The sequence below is a fragment of the Eubacterium sp. AF15-50 genome, assembly GCF_934835595.1.
Taxonomy (GTDB): domain Bacteria; phylum Bacillota; class Clostridia; order Lachnospirales; family Lachnospiraceae; genus Eubacterium_G; species Eubacterium_G segne.
This window is the reverse complement of record NZ_CAKVZL010000008.1, coordinates 1-14,576: the sequence shown is the minus strand read 5'-3', so window position 1 is coordinate 14,576 and position 14,576 is coordinate 1. Positions and strand designations below refer to the sequence as shown.

Genomic DNA, 14,576 nt, shown 5'->3' with positions numbered 1-14,576 from the left:
TTCTAACCCAGTTTTTAGCAAAACACAAGAGAAAGCCTTCCATTATATTTTAAATTTTAATGAATTTTTTGTGTACGCTTCTCCCTCTGCCCTTCATATCTGTCATCAAACTTATATATAAGTGATTACCCCATGCTTGACAAAAAGCCTGATTAATTAGTCGCATAATTAATTATACCCAAAAACAGCTATGAGTGCGAGCTCATAGCTGTTTTACTTTTAGGAGACTTTTTTTACAGCCCCTTTTACTATCCTTTTTGTATTTATTTTGCAAGAATATTCGACCATTCAAAATCTACTTTCTTATAAGATGGATTTACCACTTTCAATATATTGTTATACAAATATTCATGAGATAAAAGGTTACTCATTTTCTTATTTCTGTACAGATAATCACTGATATTATAAACCGAAAATGTACATACATTGCTATACACATATTCTCCATTCTGTAGCTGAGCATAAGCTCTAACCTTGTACTTCGTAGTAAATTCTTTTTCTGTAGTGGATGCGAACAACATTGTTCTCACAAAGTACATTGCTGTGGATGATTCTCCTAAAACAGCATTACTGTTTCCCTGATCGCTTGTTTCAAACACTCTGACATATTCGCTATCAGAATCTATGCGTATATCACGATCATCCACATTAAAATCCTGTCCTTCGGAACTATCTAATGCATATATAAAACCCCATTTTAGGACTTTGGCATTATTTATTTGTGGTTCTACCGAACCAATTACTCGGCTTCCACCTTTCACGGCACTTATCTGATATCCCTCGATTTTAACTTTGTCACTTGTAATTATCTCTGGTTTTGTATCAATACTTTTTCCATAAACAGCAATATCCCATATAGAATACCCATATTCTGTGTTTCTAGACGTGCCATTAATTCTTATATAGCGGGCATTCACCATTTTATCTAGAATCATCGTGTCATTTTTATAATTATACGAAATTCCATCTCGCTCTTCTGCAATTCGCGTGAATGTTTGGCCATCTGACGACACTTCTATATCATATTCTCTCGCACTCGCTGTTTCCCATATAATATTAATCTGCTTCAAATTAATAATCTGTCCCAAATCAATCGTTAATCCCGATGGGTCCACCTTTTGCGCGGATGCCCATCTGGTTCCAATATCGCTGTCAATTGCTTTATCAGCCCCAGTGTCACTCCCTTCATCAGATGTGGAAACAACGCTGACTCCTGACTTTCTTACAAAATTCTCATAAATTTCATCCTTGATTGTTACTGCATCATCTAACAAAGTGTTTCTTGTCCCGCTAAATAATGTGTATTCTTGTCCCTTAAGCGGTAACTGCACATATCCTTCCGGATTTCCATACTCGACATACAGCCTTCCTAATTCTGTTAAGTCTCCTGTCTCATAATTATATAATGATGCGATTCCATTCGTCTCATTCGTAGAATTAAACGAAAACCATGCGTATCTTTCCACATAAGGTCTGGCATTCAATCCATCAATTGCAGTTTTCATAAATTCTTTCACGGATTCGATATGTTCCACGTCATTATGCGGCCATCCATAAACAGCAAATTCAGTAATCCATATCGGTTTATGATACATCTCATATGTTTTATCAACCACTTCTCTCAAAAAAGTCTCAGCTGCTTCTTTTCCTGTATATTGCCAGTAATAGCAGTGAAGCGCAATAAAATCCACCGTATCATGATTGATTCCATTCATAAATGTACGAAACCACACGCCATTATCCCATGAGGGGCTTAATGATGGTGCCGGCGTTCCCAAAACATAATCATGTCCCAGAAAATTATTCCAATGACCAATCGCCGTATTTACATCTATGTTGCTCCCTCCAATATCTCCACCTGCATCCGGTTCATTATATGCCAACAGATGCTTATATCCATTTTCTGCTACATAAGATATACTTCCTTCATTTCCCGTTCCCCAAATCATTGGAACATACTCCATTGTTTTGTAGGATTCATATGTATGTGGATATGCGGCCCAATTATAATACCAGCCCATATTCATTTCCACTGGCTCTAAATATCTTGCCATCTCCTCATTTGCACACAACCCCTTTTTGGTGACTCCAAAAGTTATTGTTTCTGTGCTCTTGCTTGTTCCATTATTATATTCTGCCGTTACATATGCCGTATACATTTTTACATTAGTTGTATAATACTCATATGAGGTATCACTGGTTGTTGCAATCAACTGCCCATCGATATATAATTTATAGTTTTTTACAGATGATCCTACAGCTGGTGACCATTTTATATCAAAACAGCCTGCACCAATTAATCCATTATTCGCTGGAGCAGTAATTTCAAATGCTTGCGCGGCTTGCGTTTCTTTTTTCATACCAAAAAACGGAACAAGCATAATTACCATTACAATCATGAATACCAGTCTTAACAGATTTTCTTTTTTCCTTATCTGATTAATCACCGCAACTCCTTTCTTTCGTCAATGAACACTGTCTATGCTACTTCATGCTTAGTTTCTTTATCCTAGATCATGAACCATAACACTTCTATTTTCTTCAAAGATATTTTTGCGCTCTTTGAATTTCTATCCTTCGCTGCCTTCTTCACTTTGGTTTTTGCGACTTTTATAGAGTTCTTTGCTGTAGTCTGTTCAGATGTAGAGACAGGCTACGTTGCTGCCTGATTAGTTATCATGTCAGACTTCGTTGCAACCGGAGTCGTTGTCTCATCAACTTTCAGATCCTCCGTTCCATATATTGCCATATTCCAAATGGAGTATCCATAATTTGTATTTCTTGCGGTCCCCACAATTCTAACATAACGCGCATTAGACATAATAAAGAGGATGATGGCATCATTACGATTCTGTTGTCTGCCCATTCCTTCTGCTTCCGCAATTTTCTCCGTCGGTAGACACTTCTATATAATACTCGCTTGCACCAGCATCCTCCAATATAATATTTACCTGCTTAATATTGTAAACAGTTCCTTTGTATATTAACACAATGTGTCTGTTTCTTAGTTTGTAATAACCTGCTCTGTTTCCTTATCAAAGATATGTAACTTTGTAAGATCCATAGCTAATTTAACTTCATCACCAGGTCTTGCTGTTGTACGTGCATTTACTCTTGCTGTACAATCAAATCCCTCAACATCGAAGTATAAGTAAACTTCTGCACCAAGTAATTCGTAAATTCTGATAGTTGTTGTGAAAGCACTTTCAGGTGACATTTCAATGAAGCTTTCTTCATCATGAATGTCTTCAGGTCTGATACCCATAACAACTGTCTTACCGATGTATCCGCCTTCTTCAAGTCTCTTGCCCTGTTCTGCAGGAACTGTGATATATGTTCTGGCCTGACCAATATGTAACTTAATGTCATCGCCTTCTTTTTCAACTTCTGCATCAATGAAGTTCATCTGTGGTGAACCCATGAATCCTGCAACGAATAAGTTAACCGGTCTGTCATATAAGTTCTTTGGTGAATCAACCTGCTGTACAACACCATCCTTCATAACTACGATTCTTGTACCAAGTGTCATAGCCTCTGTCTGGTCATGTGTAACGTAGATAATTGTTGCACCTAATCTCTTATGAATCTTAGCAATCTCAACACGCATCTGTACTCTTAACTTAGCATCCAAGTTAGAAAGTGGTTCGTCCATAAGGAATACCTTAGGATTACGAACGATGGCACGTCCCATCGCAACTCTCTGTCTCTGACCACCTGATAAAGCCTTTGGCTTTCTGTCAAGTAACTGCTCAAGGTCAAGAATCTTAGCTGCATCCTTAACTAATCTTTCCTGTTCAGCCTTTGGTACTTTTCTTAACTTAAGACCAAATGCCATGTTATCGTATACTGTCATATGTGGATATAAAGCGTAGTTCTGGAATACCATTGCTATATCTCTGTCTTTTGGTTCTACGTCATTTACTAATTTGTCTCCAATATATAATTCACCGGATGAAATTTCTTCAAGCCCTGCAATCATACGAAGTGTTGTTGACTTTCCACAACCTGATGGTCCTACAAAAATAATAAATTCCTTGTCCTTAATCTCAAGGTTAAAATCCTTTACTGCTTTGAATCCGTTTGGATAAACTTTGCAGATGTTTCTTAATGATAAACTTGCCATATACTTTCTTCCTCCTAATAAAAATAGTTTTCTCTAACCCTTTGTATGCAACAATAATAAATCACAATGACATAAATTGCTATATTGTAATTAAACAAAATAATGAAATAATCTTTGTTACATTTGCATAGGGGTGGCACTATTTGTTTAAAAATATGTTATTTTCACCAATAGTTAAACGTTTTTCTTTGAGCAATCTGCCGATAGCACGTTTAAACTCACTTTTGCTCATATTGAAATCCGTTTTTATTCTCTCAGGTGATGCCTTGTCAGTGTAATCTATTTTTCCACCGTTATTTTCCATAAATTCCACAATTTTTTTAGCATCATCATCTACCTGAAGGTATGCTTTTTTTCTTAATGACAAATCCATTTTTCCATCAGGTCTTACACTTTTTATTCGTGCCTCGATAGGCATTCCTATATACACTTTTTGGGTAAGTTCCTTCTGCTGGATAAGTCCATGATACTTATTGTCCACTGCCACAAAGGCTCCATACTTTGGATTATAATTATATACTGTTCCGCTTACAATATCCTCCGGTTCATGAGTAGAATTGCAGGTAAGATAATCATATACTTTCATGGTTGCACTTAATCTTTTACTTTTGTCAATATAAATGCCTACTAAAACCTTTTCCCCTTCTTCTATCTCCTTTGTCTGCTCCTTATATGGCAAAAACAGTTCCTTTCCCAGTCCCCAGTCTAAAAATGCACCAACATTTGTTACCTGTGAAACCTTCAGATATGCTGTTTCCCCTACTTCCGCAGCAGGCTGTACCATTGTAGCTATCAGACGTTCCTGAGAGTCTCTGTATACAAACACTCTCAACGTATCTCCCACAGTTGTATTTTCAGGAACTTCCTTTTTAGGCAACAGTACCTTATCCTCTTCCGTTCCCAAATAAACTCCGTGCTCAGTGTTTTTTACCACCTTAAGATTCTGGCTTTTTCCCAGCTTTATTACACCTGATTCCAAAGTTTTTGAATCTAATTCACTTTTTTCATTTCTAAAATTTCTTTTTTCCATTTTATACCACTTATTACTTATTTTGTTAGCTTTATCATTGTGTGCAGCTCTCCATCCATACTTTCAAAGGAAATGGTAAGTCCATTCTCCTCCTGATGTAAATAAGGAATTATTTTCTCCCCTTCTAAGGCTTCTTTGTTGTAAACAATTTCAATTTCACTAAAATCCCTGTTTACCGGAAGGTATTCCTCTGCTACACGCAAATAATTTGCATTGTTCATGTGTCCGTTTTCATCAATATATGAACTAAGCACCTTGAAACTTTCAAGCTTCTTTCTATCTTCTGAAGGCCTTAATTTTCTTGAAACACGAAGTTCCTCAAATATCTCTTCTTCACAATAGGCTTTGGTTTCATCGTCGCTTATTCTTATGGGCATTCTGCTTTTTAGATCAATCATTGCCCATATGGTTTCCGCCTTAACTGCGTACTCACCATCATTATCTTTGATGAAATACTGTCTGTTAGCCATTACCCTTCCAAATTTTGAAGGTGCAGTGCCAACACATATTTCATCCCCTAATTTCAAAGGTTTATAAAGTTTTATTTTGTAGGCAAGTACCACCCATCCTTTATTAACCTCTTTCATATGGTCAGGTCCCACACCTAAGGCTACAGACTGAAAAGTGCTGCAATCCTGAAGGTAATTCATTATCTCATAGTATGGAACACTGCCATTTCTATCTAATCTGCTATAACTTACCGTAGTATTAAATGTATACATTATTAAGCCACCTATTCTGCTGCAGTAGTTGTTTCTTCCGGAGTTGTCTCTCCAGGTGTTTCCGGCTGAGTTGTTTCCTCTTCTGCCTTTTCTACTGTAACTTTAAGGGTTGCTGTCTTTGCTGTATATGACTTTTTGTTATAAGTAGCTGTATATGTGATAGTATATGTTCCCGGAACAGATGTATCCACATCTCCCTTAATTGTAATATTATTCTTTACATTAAGATCAGCATTCTTATAATTTTTAAGAGTCTTTACATAGCTATATGGGTCAAAGGCTTCGCCCTGCTTAATAGTAACAGCTGATGTATTAAGGGCAAACTTAACTCTCTTGTCAACTACCTTGTAGGTAACTGTTTTTGATGCTACTAACTTATTAGTTCCCCTTACTTTATATGTAACTTTATATGTTCCAGCCTTAGTAAATCTGTATGTTCCGTTTTTAGCCTTTACACTTCTATTATTATATTTTACATATGTCTGTATTTTTGATGTAAGTCTCTTTCCGGATTTCATTTTAGCAGTAACACCTTTTTTAAGATTTTCAGATGTTCCCATAGCAATATTCTTTTTAGATTTTGCTCCTGTTATAACAGGTTTCTTAGTATCTACAACTGAAAATGTAATAGTCTTTGATTTTGTGTTTCCAATGGAATCCTTAACAGTAAATTTAACCTTATATTTTCCTATTTTCTTAGTGTTAATTTTTCCTTTTACCTTGATAGTTGCATTTTTCTTTGTAAGCACATTTCCTGCACTATCTTTAATTGTTACTAAATCAAGAGGTCTAACTTTCTTTCCATATTCTACTTTTGTAGTATCGGCACTGATTTTAGGCGCTGCCTTTCTATATGGGTTAGCCGTGTCCGGATCAGTAGGATCCCAATCTGTGAATTTTCCATTGCTAATTGGTGTAAATGAAGGTCTTGGCAATGGATCATCTTTCTTGCTGCCCCAGAATGTAACTACCTTTGTTCCAACTGCACAATGGTCATATATCCATTTTGCATCCTTGCAAAGTAATCTTACACAACCGTGAGATGCCTTCTGTCCCATAACGTTGTAAGCTGAAACTGACATTGTAGATTTATCACCATTCTTGTAGTACCATACTGAATGGAATAATATTCCCTCTGTAATTCTTGTACAATACTGTGCATAGCAATTGCCAATCATTTCATGCCATCTGTATTTTACCGGTACATAAAATGTTCCCACCGGTGTTTCATTACTAGGTGAGCAAATCATGGCTTTAATTGCTTTTCCCCTGCTGTTATATATTGTTGTGCAGTTAGTTCCTAAATTAACTTTAATTGTATATGCTGCACTTTCCTTTGCACTTACTTCCTTAGTTCCATTTACCAGATTAACCCCTGTTATAGTGGTTACAATCATGGCAATAACCATAAGTATTGATATACTTTTTTTCAATGCTTTCATTAGTTTATACTCCTTTCAAATTTAAAGTAAACCCTATTATACTATTATTCATTTTAATTTACAAACTAATTTATATTTTATATTACTTTTTTGTTACGAAATGCCTAATATTGCATTATGTTTTTTTAGAATATTCTTAAATTATTTCTAAAAAAAGAACTGAAGGCGATCTGTATTTCGCTTCAGTTCTTTTTGTTAATTATCAGTTATCTACTTTTTCATTTATCAATAATTCTATTAAAAATACTACTGAAATCATAATTCCTAATACCATATTTTTGTTATAATAAAATTTTGATATTGTGTATATAATGCTTATTGCAAATATTAATGCCCCTATAATTCTTATGGATATTTTTTTAATATTCATCCTCTTAATACTGATTACGATTAACGCAGAAATTATAATTATGGAAATAATAAATGCCCTGTAATAGTTCGTACCATCATATGTTGTGTTCATCACATCTGCAAGACCTTTTAATACTTGTCCAGCACCAATCGCAATAAGAATAACTAACACTCTAAAAGCAATGTAAAAATATTCTCTGTTTCTTTTCATTATCAAAACATCTCCTCTATTACTTACTTGTCATAATATCCCCTTTCTGTTATTTTGTCGAAAGTAATACTACCATAAAACTCTTTTTATCGTCAATATTTTTATACATTTTTATTATTATTAATTATTTTTCATTGTTTTTTATTGTTTATTATCGATTGTATTTTCATCACAATATATTAATTTACATTTATTCTTAAAAATATTTTCCAATAACGACTATTTACGTGTTATTATATATTGTGTGATTTTCTTTTTTGATATTATTGATAATCCATTACTTTAGTATCATATATCATAGTAAAAGATTGTTTTTAGTTGTAAAAACATCTTATATATTTGCTTATAACTTTTGCTAGTTCTGAGAAAGTCATAATCTTGTAAAACTAGGAGGAATCATGTCAAACACAAAGAAATCTCATTTTACTTTATATTTTATTTTACTGGCTGTTGGATTTGTTTTAATTGCCCTTGATATGGATGTTAAAACCAATATTAAATATCCTCACAAATACGAAAATTCATCTTCCGTTACCGGCGAGTTTCAATATTATAATATTGATTCCCTTTACGGTGCCACATGTACATATAAACTGATGGATACCTCAAGTAAAAGTACAAGGCATCCCCTTGTAGGCAGTGAAACTAACGTTTCAAGTGATGCTGTAGAAACTAAGGTTATTGATAAGGTATTTTTTGACAATATACATATAGATATTTTTAACGATATTGTGGGATTTATATGTATTTTTGTAGCATGCTTTAATCTAAGAAAGGCTAATAAACGTTTTAGTCTGGCTTCATTGTCTGCCGTAAGTGGTATTATTTTAAACATTGTTTTGGCTATGCTTCCTTTTATTATAAACGGTGAAAGCCTTTGTATAGCCGGCATGATTATCGGCATGGTATATTTAGCCTGCAATGTTTTAACTACTTTCCTGTTTTGTGGTGGATTATTTAAGATGTGTCCTCAGGTTTGCTGTCGTGATGAGCGTAAATGGGGGAAAATGACCTGGTTCGTTTCTTTTGCCCTGCAAATTCTTACAACCTTTGTTTTCTGGTTAGGTTCCGACTTTGGTGCCTTATATACCTTAGGACAGGTTTTAGAAGTTATTATGATAATAGATATTATAGGTTTCTTCATTATAATGAAAAGGACTCTTCCATATTTGGAAAAGTCCTACATTAAATCCTTTAATTTTTCCAGCACCAATTCGTAGTTATTTGTCCGGTGTGGGAAAGTACATCCCGAACAGTCTTTAATACCGTTAGGGGTGTATGAAAAATTCCCGCCACATTTATCCCTTAGGGGATATAGTGGGCAATAACAAAACATACAGTTAAAATCTTTCGTATCTTTTACCTTATGGCACGGAAAATATTCGCATTCCTTGTTTTGGAAAAATTTATAACTCATATTTATTCGTCCCTAAGTATTACACTTACACCGATTCCCACTGCATCAGGGCCTGTATGACAGCATATGCTAAAAGAAAGAGGATTATAATAAATATCCTTAACATTCGGGAATCTTTCCTTTACTTCATTGTACCATTCTTCTGCTGCCTGATCATTTGTAAAAGTTCCTGCCGCACCAATTCTTATTTCTGCATCCGGCTTTTCTGCTAGTGTTTTATTCACAAACTCTTCTGTGTAATCCAAAAGCTTTGCTACACTTTTCTTCATGCCGCGAACTTTTTCAATGGCGTCGAATTTTTCTCCTACAGTAGTAAGTATCGGCTTTATGTTTAAAACAGCACCAAGAGTTGCTGCTGCCGGTGTTATTCTTCCACCTTTTTTCAGATATTTAAGGTCGTCTACAGTCAGGAAAATAACTGAATCATAAGCATTTTTTTCTAATGCATCTTTTATTTCCTTAGCTGATACACCGTTATCTGCCATCCACTTGGCATCCTTTACCGCTTCTCTCATGGTTACTGATATTCTGTGATTATCCACTACCTGCACCTTACCGTCGTATTCCTCAGATAACTGGATTGCTGCGTGACATGATGCACTAAGTCCACTGGACATAGGTATATATACCACCTCATCATAACCATTTTCTAATATGCTATCCCACATATCCATAACATCTCCCGGTGAAGGCTGTGATGATGTCACATCCTTTCCGGAAATCATACTATCATAAAATTCCTTTTCTTCTATGTCTTTTCCTTCAAAATAAACTTTTCCGTCTATAATAACCGGCATGGAAAGAGAAAAAACTCCAAGTTTTTCTCCTTCTTCCGGCTTTATTCCGCTATTGCTGTCGGTCATAACCGCTGTTTTCATATATTATTATCCTTTCTTTTTGCCTAAACACCTGATAATGGTCCTTATGCCTTATGGGGCAATCGGCTTAATCCACTCTTTCCTTTCCCCAGAAGAATAACGCTACTGTTCCGGGACCGGTATGGCTTCCAATAGTAGTTCCAATACTGTTAATTTCCACTTTTCCGTTAAGCTTAGGGAATTTTTCTTCAACAAGGGCTGCTACTGCCTGTGCGTCTTCTAAACATGCAGAATTGGAAATATAGCATTTCTGTGAATAGTCATACCCATCCTCTGCTAATTCTTCCATTCTGGCAACTATTTCTTTTATTACTTTTCTTTTTCCCTTTACTTTGGCTCTCGGAATAAGCTTACCGTTTAAATCAACGTTTAACAGCGGGCATATTCCAAGGATTCCTCCGAAAAATCCTGCCGTTTTTGAAACTCTTCCACCTTTTATGTAGAATGTAAGGTCAGTAGAGAAAAACCAGTGATTTACCCTTCTCTTATTTGCCTCTACCCAATCCTTTAATTCATCAATTGACATCCCCTCATCTCTTAGGTCTGCCACTTTATCCATAAGAAGTCCGAAGCCTGACGATGCTGCTAAGGAGTCTAATACATATATCTTTCTGTCAGGAAATTCCTCCTCTAATGCTGACTTTGCAATCATTGCTGAATTAATTGAGCCTGAAATTCCTGATGAAAGGCAAAGATGCAAAATATCTTTTCCATCTTCTAAAAACTTTCTGAAATATTTTTCATATTCGTCTGCATTAACCTGTGATGTCTTTGTTTCCGCTCCGTCTGCCATAGCCTGATAAAACTTGTCAAAAGGCATTGTTTTGCCTAAATCATCATAGTGGCTTACGCCATCTAATTCGTATTTAAAACAAACATAATTAATGTTTCTCTCTTCAAAATGCTCTGCTGATAAATCTGCAGTTGAGCAACAGCTGATTACATAATCACTCATCATCCTGCTCCTTTCTAATTGGCTTACATAGTTTAGTTTTTACATTTTTGAATTATAACATTATTGTATATTTTAGGCAAGAAGCGAAAAAGGTTAAGTTTTACTTGAAGTCTTATTCCTGCTGCTGAATTGCGGCATATCCTGTCTCACCTGTACGGATTTTGTCAACACTTCTTATCTCATAGCTAAAGATTTTACCATCTCCTACTTCACCGGTATACGCTGCCTTTTTAATTGCAGCTATGGTTTTATCTGCCCATTCCTCAGAAGATACTACAATCTCAAATTTAATTTTTGGCTGCATCTGAATGTCAACCTCCATACCACGGACTATTTCCTTATATCCTCTTTGGATTCCACATCCCATAACCTGAGAAACCGTAAGTCCGTTTACATTAATGTCTGCCAAAGCATTTTTTACGTCTTCAAACTTTTCTTCCCTGACAATTGCTTCTATTTTAATCATCATAATGATTACCTCCATATAGGTTATTTATTATTTTAAAATTCTACTGATCCATTCCGTTAAATGTAGGGTAAGCACTTTCTCCGTGCTGTGTAATATCAAGTCCGATTTGTTCCTCCCTAAGAGTTACTCTTAAAGGTGTGAAGATTCTGACAATGCCTACGCAAATCAGCGTTCCTACAACTGCAATTAAAATTGTTATAGCTATTCCTTCTATCTGGGCTGCAAATAAACGCCAGTCGCCAAAAACCAGGCCATCCCATTTTGCCACACTGTTAATTGAACTTTTTCCAAATATTCCGGTTGCTATTCCGCCCCAGATACCGCCAATTCCGTGACAGCCAAAAGCATCAAGAGCATCATCTATTTTAATTATTTTCTTAACCAGAATTACTCCGTAATAGCATATCGGGCTGACTAAGGCACCTATAATAAATGATGACCAGATTGGAACAAATCCGGCTCCCGGTGTAATTGCCACAAGCCCTAAAACCAGACCTGTAGAAGCGCCAACTAAGGTTGTCTTTTTATCATTTATAACATCAAGAAGCATCCATGACAACAGTGCTGTTGCTGAAGAAATTGCTGAAGTCATAAAAGCGTGGGCAGCTAATCCGTTTGCCCCTAAGGCACTTCCTGCATTAAATCCGAACCAGCCAAACCATAAAATTGTAGCTCCTAAAACTACAAAAGGTATATTGTGAATACGATATGTTACTCTTTCATATCCTTTTCGTCTTCCTAAAATAATTGCCAAAACAAGAGCGCTGACACCTGAACTTATATGTACAACATCTCCTCCTGCGAAATCCACGGAACCTATTTCTGCCAAAAGTCCGCCTTCGCCCCATACCATATGTGCCAATGGATAGTAAACAACTATTGACCATAAGGCAATAAATATAAACAATGCCTTAAATTTCATTCTTCCTACTAAAGCTCCGGTTATAAGTGCCGGCGTAATCATTGCAAACATCATCTGGAATGCACAAAATACAAGATGAGGAATTGTATCGGCGTAAGGCCCCGCCTCCATGCCTACATTTTCTAATCCAAACCATCTGAAATCTCCTATAATTCCGCCGTGGTTTCCACCAAATGCTAAAGAATATCCGAATAAAGTCCACATAAAAACTGATAATCCCATTATGGCTACGCATACCATCATAGTGTTTACAACATTTTTTCTTCTAACAAGTCCTCCATAGAAAAAAGCAAGCCCCGGCGTCATAAAAAATACAAATGCCGCACAGATAATCATAAATCCTGTATCCCCTGTGTTCATAAATAATACCTCCGTTAAATATATATTTTTCAGTCTTGGCACCAAAATTCCTATTTGTCAGCCTTTGTTAGGGGGTAGGCTGATAAGATTCTCAATGCAAAAAAGGACACCCGACACATATATCATATGTCGAACGTCCTTGTTCACTTAAAATATTAACATCGAAGCTTAATTATTTCAAGTGAAAGTTTAGAAAATCAATTAAATCTTAGTTGAATCTTAATTTTATAAATTCACAAGTTCTTTTACTACTTTTTTCATCTGCTCTACATTTTCATCATTCATTGCAGATTTAATTGAAACAACCGGTTCTAGAATTTCTATCTGTTTCATGGTTTCAAGAGATGCCTTCATTGCTCTTGCTGCCATTGGTGCCCAGGAGCCATTTTCCATAATAGCCACTGTTCTTTTCTGATAATTTTTCGATTTAAGTATGTTTAAAAATGTCTCCATTGGCTGGAAAACTCCACCATCATAAGTTGAGGCAGCCAGTACCATTCTGTCATATCTGAATGCATCCTCTATTGCTTCGTGAATGTCCTCATTGCACAAGTCACATATTGCAACTTTTTCACAACCTTTTTCCTCTAACATTTCTTTTAATTTTTCCGCTGCCTTGGCTGTGTTTCCATGTATAGATGCATAGGCTATGAATACCCCTTTATCTTCCGGCTCATATTTGCTCCAAATATCATATTTTCCAATATAATATTCAAGGTTTTCAGTTAATACAGGTCCGTGAAGGGCGCATATTTTTTCCACTGAAACGCCTGCTAATTTTTTCAGAAGCATTTGAACCTGTGCACCATATTTACCAACAATATTAAAGAAATATCTTCTTGCCTCGCATGTCCAGTCCTCATCTGCATCCCTGGTGCCAAATTTTCCAAAGGCGTCTGCACTAAAAAGAACCTTTTCAGCACTATCATATGTAACCATAACCTCCGGCCAGTGAACCATAGGTGCCATTACAAAGCTAAGAGTATGTTTTCCCAGTTCCAATGTATCTCCCTCAGCTACAACCACTTTTTTGTCTCCTAAATCCACATGGAAGAACTGATTTATCATCTGAAAAGTTTTTGCATTTCCAACTATTTTCATATTAGGGAATTTATTAACCAATGCCATTATACTGCCTGAATGATCCGGTTCCATATGCTGCACTACAAGATAGTCAACACTTCTTCCCAGCAATGCCTCATCTACTTTGACGAGCCACTCTTCCGTTACATGCTCATCCACAGTATCCATCACTGCCACTTTTTCATCTAAAATAACATATGAATTATATGCCATTCCCTTTTCTAATATATACTGATTTTCAAAAATCTTTATATCATAATCATTAACTCCAACATTTAATATGGTGTCTGTAACTTTTTCTACCATTTGTCCTGCTCCTTCCAAATAACCTATTATATTTTTATCAATTATAGCATTGCACAAAAAGTTGCGTCAACTTTCATAATTAACGAATCTGCATTACCTCTAATGAATTACAGTCCAAAGAAATTCCCTGCTGCAATCCCAATTACCGCTGAAAGGCATATGATTAATATAGGATGTTTTTTCTTAAAAGCCAAAAAGCACATAATTAAAAACACTGCTACAGAAATATATATTTCCGGAGTTTGCAGCACCGCTTTTTTAATACCGTCAGGGAAAAATACAGTGGTTGCCACAGATACTACCGCAG

The 14,576-nt window shown here is 35.8% G+C and carries 15 protein-coding genes and 1 pseudogene; 1 reads left to right on the top strand and 15 read right to left on the bottom strand.

What is annotated here, in order from left to right:
- Positions 1-263 precede the first annotated feature (263 nt).
- The 8 genes from Q5O73_RS01950 to Q5O73_RS01915 all read right to left on the bottom strand — a co-directional run bounded on the left by Q5O73_RS01950 (position 264) and on the right by Q5O73_RS01915 (position 7,879).
- On the bottom strand, positions 264-2,447 hold the full coding sequence (locus tag Q5O73_RS01950) for a glycosyl hydrolase (RefSeq protein ID WP_302668929.1): 2,184 nt from the start codon (positions 2,445-2,447) through the stop codon (positions 264-266).
- 206 nt (positions 2,448-2,653) lie between these two features.
- On the bottom strand, positions 2,654-2,821 hold the full coding sequence (locus Q5O73_RS01945) for a hypothetical protein (protein WP_302668928.1): 168 nt from the start codon (positions 2,819-2,821) through the stop codon (positions 2,654-2,656).
- Positions 2,822-2,843: 22 nt separating this feature from the next.
- Positions 2,844-2,990 (bottom strand): hypothetical protein, encoded by a 147-nt coding sequence (locus Q5O73_RS01940; protein WP_158576861.1) that lies wholly within the window; start codon positions 2,988-2,990, stop codon positions 2,844-2,846.
- Positions 2,991-3,004: 14 nt separating this feature from the next.
- Positions 3,005-4,123, bottom strand: a complete 1,119-nt coding sequence (locus Q5O73_RS01935) for an ABC transporter ATP-binding protein (protein ID WP_302668927.1) — start codon at positions 4,121-4,123, stop codon at positions 3,005-3,007.
- Positions 4,124-4,262: 139 nt separating this feature from the next.
- Positions 4,263-5,153, bottom strand: coding sequence for a S1 RNA-binding domain-containing protein (locus tag Q5O73_RS01930; protein ID WP_368076728.1), 891 nt, complete (start codon positions 5,151-5,153; stop codon positions 4,263-4,265).
- A 17-nt stretch (positions 5,154-5,170) separates the two neighbouring features.
- Positions 5,171-5,875, bottom strand: a complete 705-nt coding sequence (locus tag Q5O73_RS01925) for an acyl-[acyl-carrier-protein] thioesterase (RefSeq protein WP_021952288.1) — start codon at positions 5,873-5,875, stop codon at positions 5,171-5,173.
- Between the two features lie 11 nt (positions 5,876-5,886).
- Complete coding sequence (locus Q5O73_RS01920; protein WP_302668926.1) at positions 5,887-7,317, bottom strand: immunoglobulin-like domain-containing protein; 1,431 nt, start codon at positions 7,315-7,317, stop codon at positions 5,887-5,889.
- Between the two features lie 202 nt (positions 7,318-7,519).
- Positions 7,520-7,879, bottom strand: a complete 360-nt coding sequence (locus Q5O73_RS01915) for a hypothetical protein (RefSeq protein WP_302668925.1) — start codon at positions 7,877-7,879, stop codon at positions 7,520-7,522.
- A 398-nt stretch (positions 7,880-8,277) separates the two neighbouring features.
- Between Q5O73_RS01915 and Q5O73_RS01910 the strand changes: the two genes are divergently transcribed.
- Positions 8,278-9,099 (top strand): hypothetical protein, encoded by an 822-nt coding sequence (locus tag Q5O73_RS01910; RefSeq protein WP_302668924.1) that lies wholly within the window; start codon positions 8,278-8,280, stop codon positions 9,097-9,099.
- Here the strand turns inward: Q5O73_RS01910 and Q5O73_RS01905 are convergent.
- The 7 genes and pseudogenes from Q5O73_RS01905 to Q5O73_RS01875 form a co-directional block, all read right to left on the bottom strand.
- The gene (locus tag Q5O73_RS01905; protein ID WP_368074781.1) at positions 9,060-9,296 is read right to left on the bottom strand and encodes a cysteine-rich small domain-containing protein; all 237 of its coding nucleotides are present in this window, start codon (positions 9,294-9,296) and stop codon (positions 9,060-9,062) included. The genes Q5O73_RS01910 and Q5O73_RS01905 overlap by 40 nt on opposite strands.
- 2 nt (positions 9,297-9,298) lie before the next feature.
- Positions 9,299-10,174: a DegV family protein gene (locus Q5O73_RS01900; RefSeq protein ID WP_302668923.1), complete on the bottom strand. Its 876-nt coding sequence runs from the start codon at positions 10,172-10,174 to the stop codon at positions 9,299-9,301.
- Positions 10,175-10,241: 67 nt separating this feature from the next.
- Positions 10,242-11,129 carry a DegV family protein gene (locus Q5O73_RS01895; RefSeq protein WP_118589453.1) on the bottom strand — a complete coding sequence of 296 codons (888 nt, stop codon included), beginning with the start codon at positions 11,127-11,129 and terminating at the stop codon, positions 10,242-10,244.
- 112 nt (positions 11,130-11,241) lie between these two features.
- Complete coding sequence (locus Q5O73_RS01890; protein WP_021952284.1) at positions 11,242-11,598, bottom strand: P-II family nitrogen regulator; 357 nt, start codon at positions 11,596-11,598, stop codon at positions 11,242-11,244.
- 40 nt (positions 11,599-11,638) lie between these two features.
- Positions 11,639-12,880, bottom strand: a complete 1,242-nt coding sequence (locus Q5O73_RS01885) for an ammonium transporter (protein WP_302624021.1) — start codon at positions 12,878-12,880, stop codon at positions 11,639-11,641.
- Between the two features lie 225 nt (positions 12,881-13,105).
- On the bottom strand, positions 13,106-14,269 hold the full coding sequence (locus tag Q5O73_RS01880; RefSeq protein WP_302628986.1) for an FprA family A-type flavoprotein: 1,164 nt from the start codon (positions 14,267-14,269) through the stop codon (positions 13,106-13,108).
- A 107-nt stretch (positions 14,270-14,376) separates the two neighbouring features.
- Positions 14,377-14,576 (bottom strand): annotated as a pseudogene (locus tag Q5O73_RS01875) (chromate transporter); the annotation flags it as partial.

Bases quoted from the DNA above. Each gene is read 5' to 3' on its own strand.
- Q5O73_RS01890 (WP_021952284.1), bottom strand. From the start codon at position 11,598: ATGATGATTAAAATAGAAGCAATTGTCAGGGAAGAAAAGTTTGAAGAC.
- Q5O73_RS01915 (WP_302668925.1), bottom strand. From the start codon at position 7,879: ATGAAAAGAAACAGAGAATATTTTTACATTGCTTTTAGAGTGTTAGTT.
- Q5O73_RS01925 (WP_021952288.1), bottom strand. From the start codon at position 5,875: ATGTATACATTTAATACTACGGTAAGTTATAGCAGATTAGATAGAAAT.
- Q5O73_RS01945 (WP_302668928.1), bottom strand. From the start codon at position 2,821: ATGTCTAATGCGCGTTATGTTAGAATTGTGGGGACCGCAAGAAATACA.
- Q5O73_RS01930 (WP_368076728.1), bottom strand. From the start codon at position 5,153: ATGGAAAAAAGAAATTTTAGAAATGAAAAAAGTGAATTAGATTCAAAA.
- Q5O73_RS01910 (WP_302668924.1), top strand. From the start codon at position 8,278: ATGTCAAACACAAAGAAATCTCATTTTACTTTATATTTTATTTTACTG.
- Q5O73_RS01895 (WP_118589453.1), bottom strand. From the start codon at position 11,129: ATGAGTGATTATGTAATCAGCTGTTGCTCAACTGCAGATTTATCAGCA.
- Q5O73_RS01900 (WP_302668923.1), bottom strand. From the start codon at position 10,174: ATGAAAACAGCGGTTATGACCGACAGCAATAGCGGAATAAAGCCGGAA.
- Q5O73_RS01905 (WP_368074781.1), bottom strand. From the start codon at position 9,296: ATGAGTTATAAATTTTTCCAAAACAAGGAATGCGAATATTTTCCGTGC.
- Q5O73_RS01935 (WP_302668927.1), bottom strand. From the start codon at position 4,123: ATGGCAAGTTTATCATTAAGAAACATCTGCAAAGTTTATCCAAACGGA.
- Q5O73_RS01920 (WP_302668926.1), bottom strand. From the start codon at position 7,317: ATGAAAGCATTGAAAAAAAGTATATCAATACTTATGGTTATTGCCATG.
- Q5O73_RS01885 (WP_302624021.1), bottom strand. From the start codon at position 12,880: ATGAACACAGGGGATACAGGATTTATGATTATCTGTGCGGCATTTGTA.
- Q5O73_RS01880 (WP_302628986.1), bottom strand. From the start codon at position 14,269: ATGGTAGAAAAAGTTACAGACACCATATTAAATGTTGGAGTTAATGAT.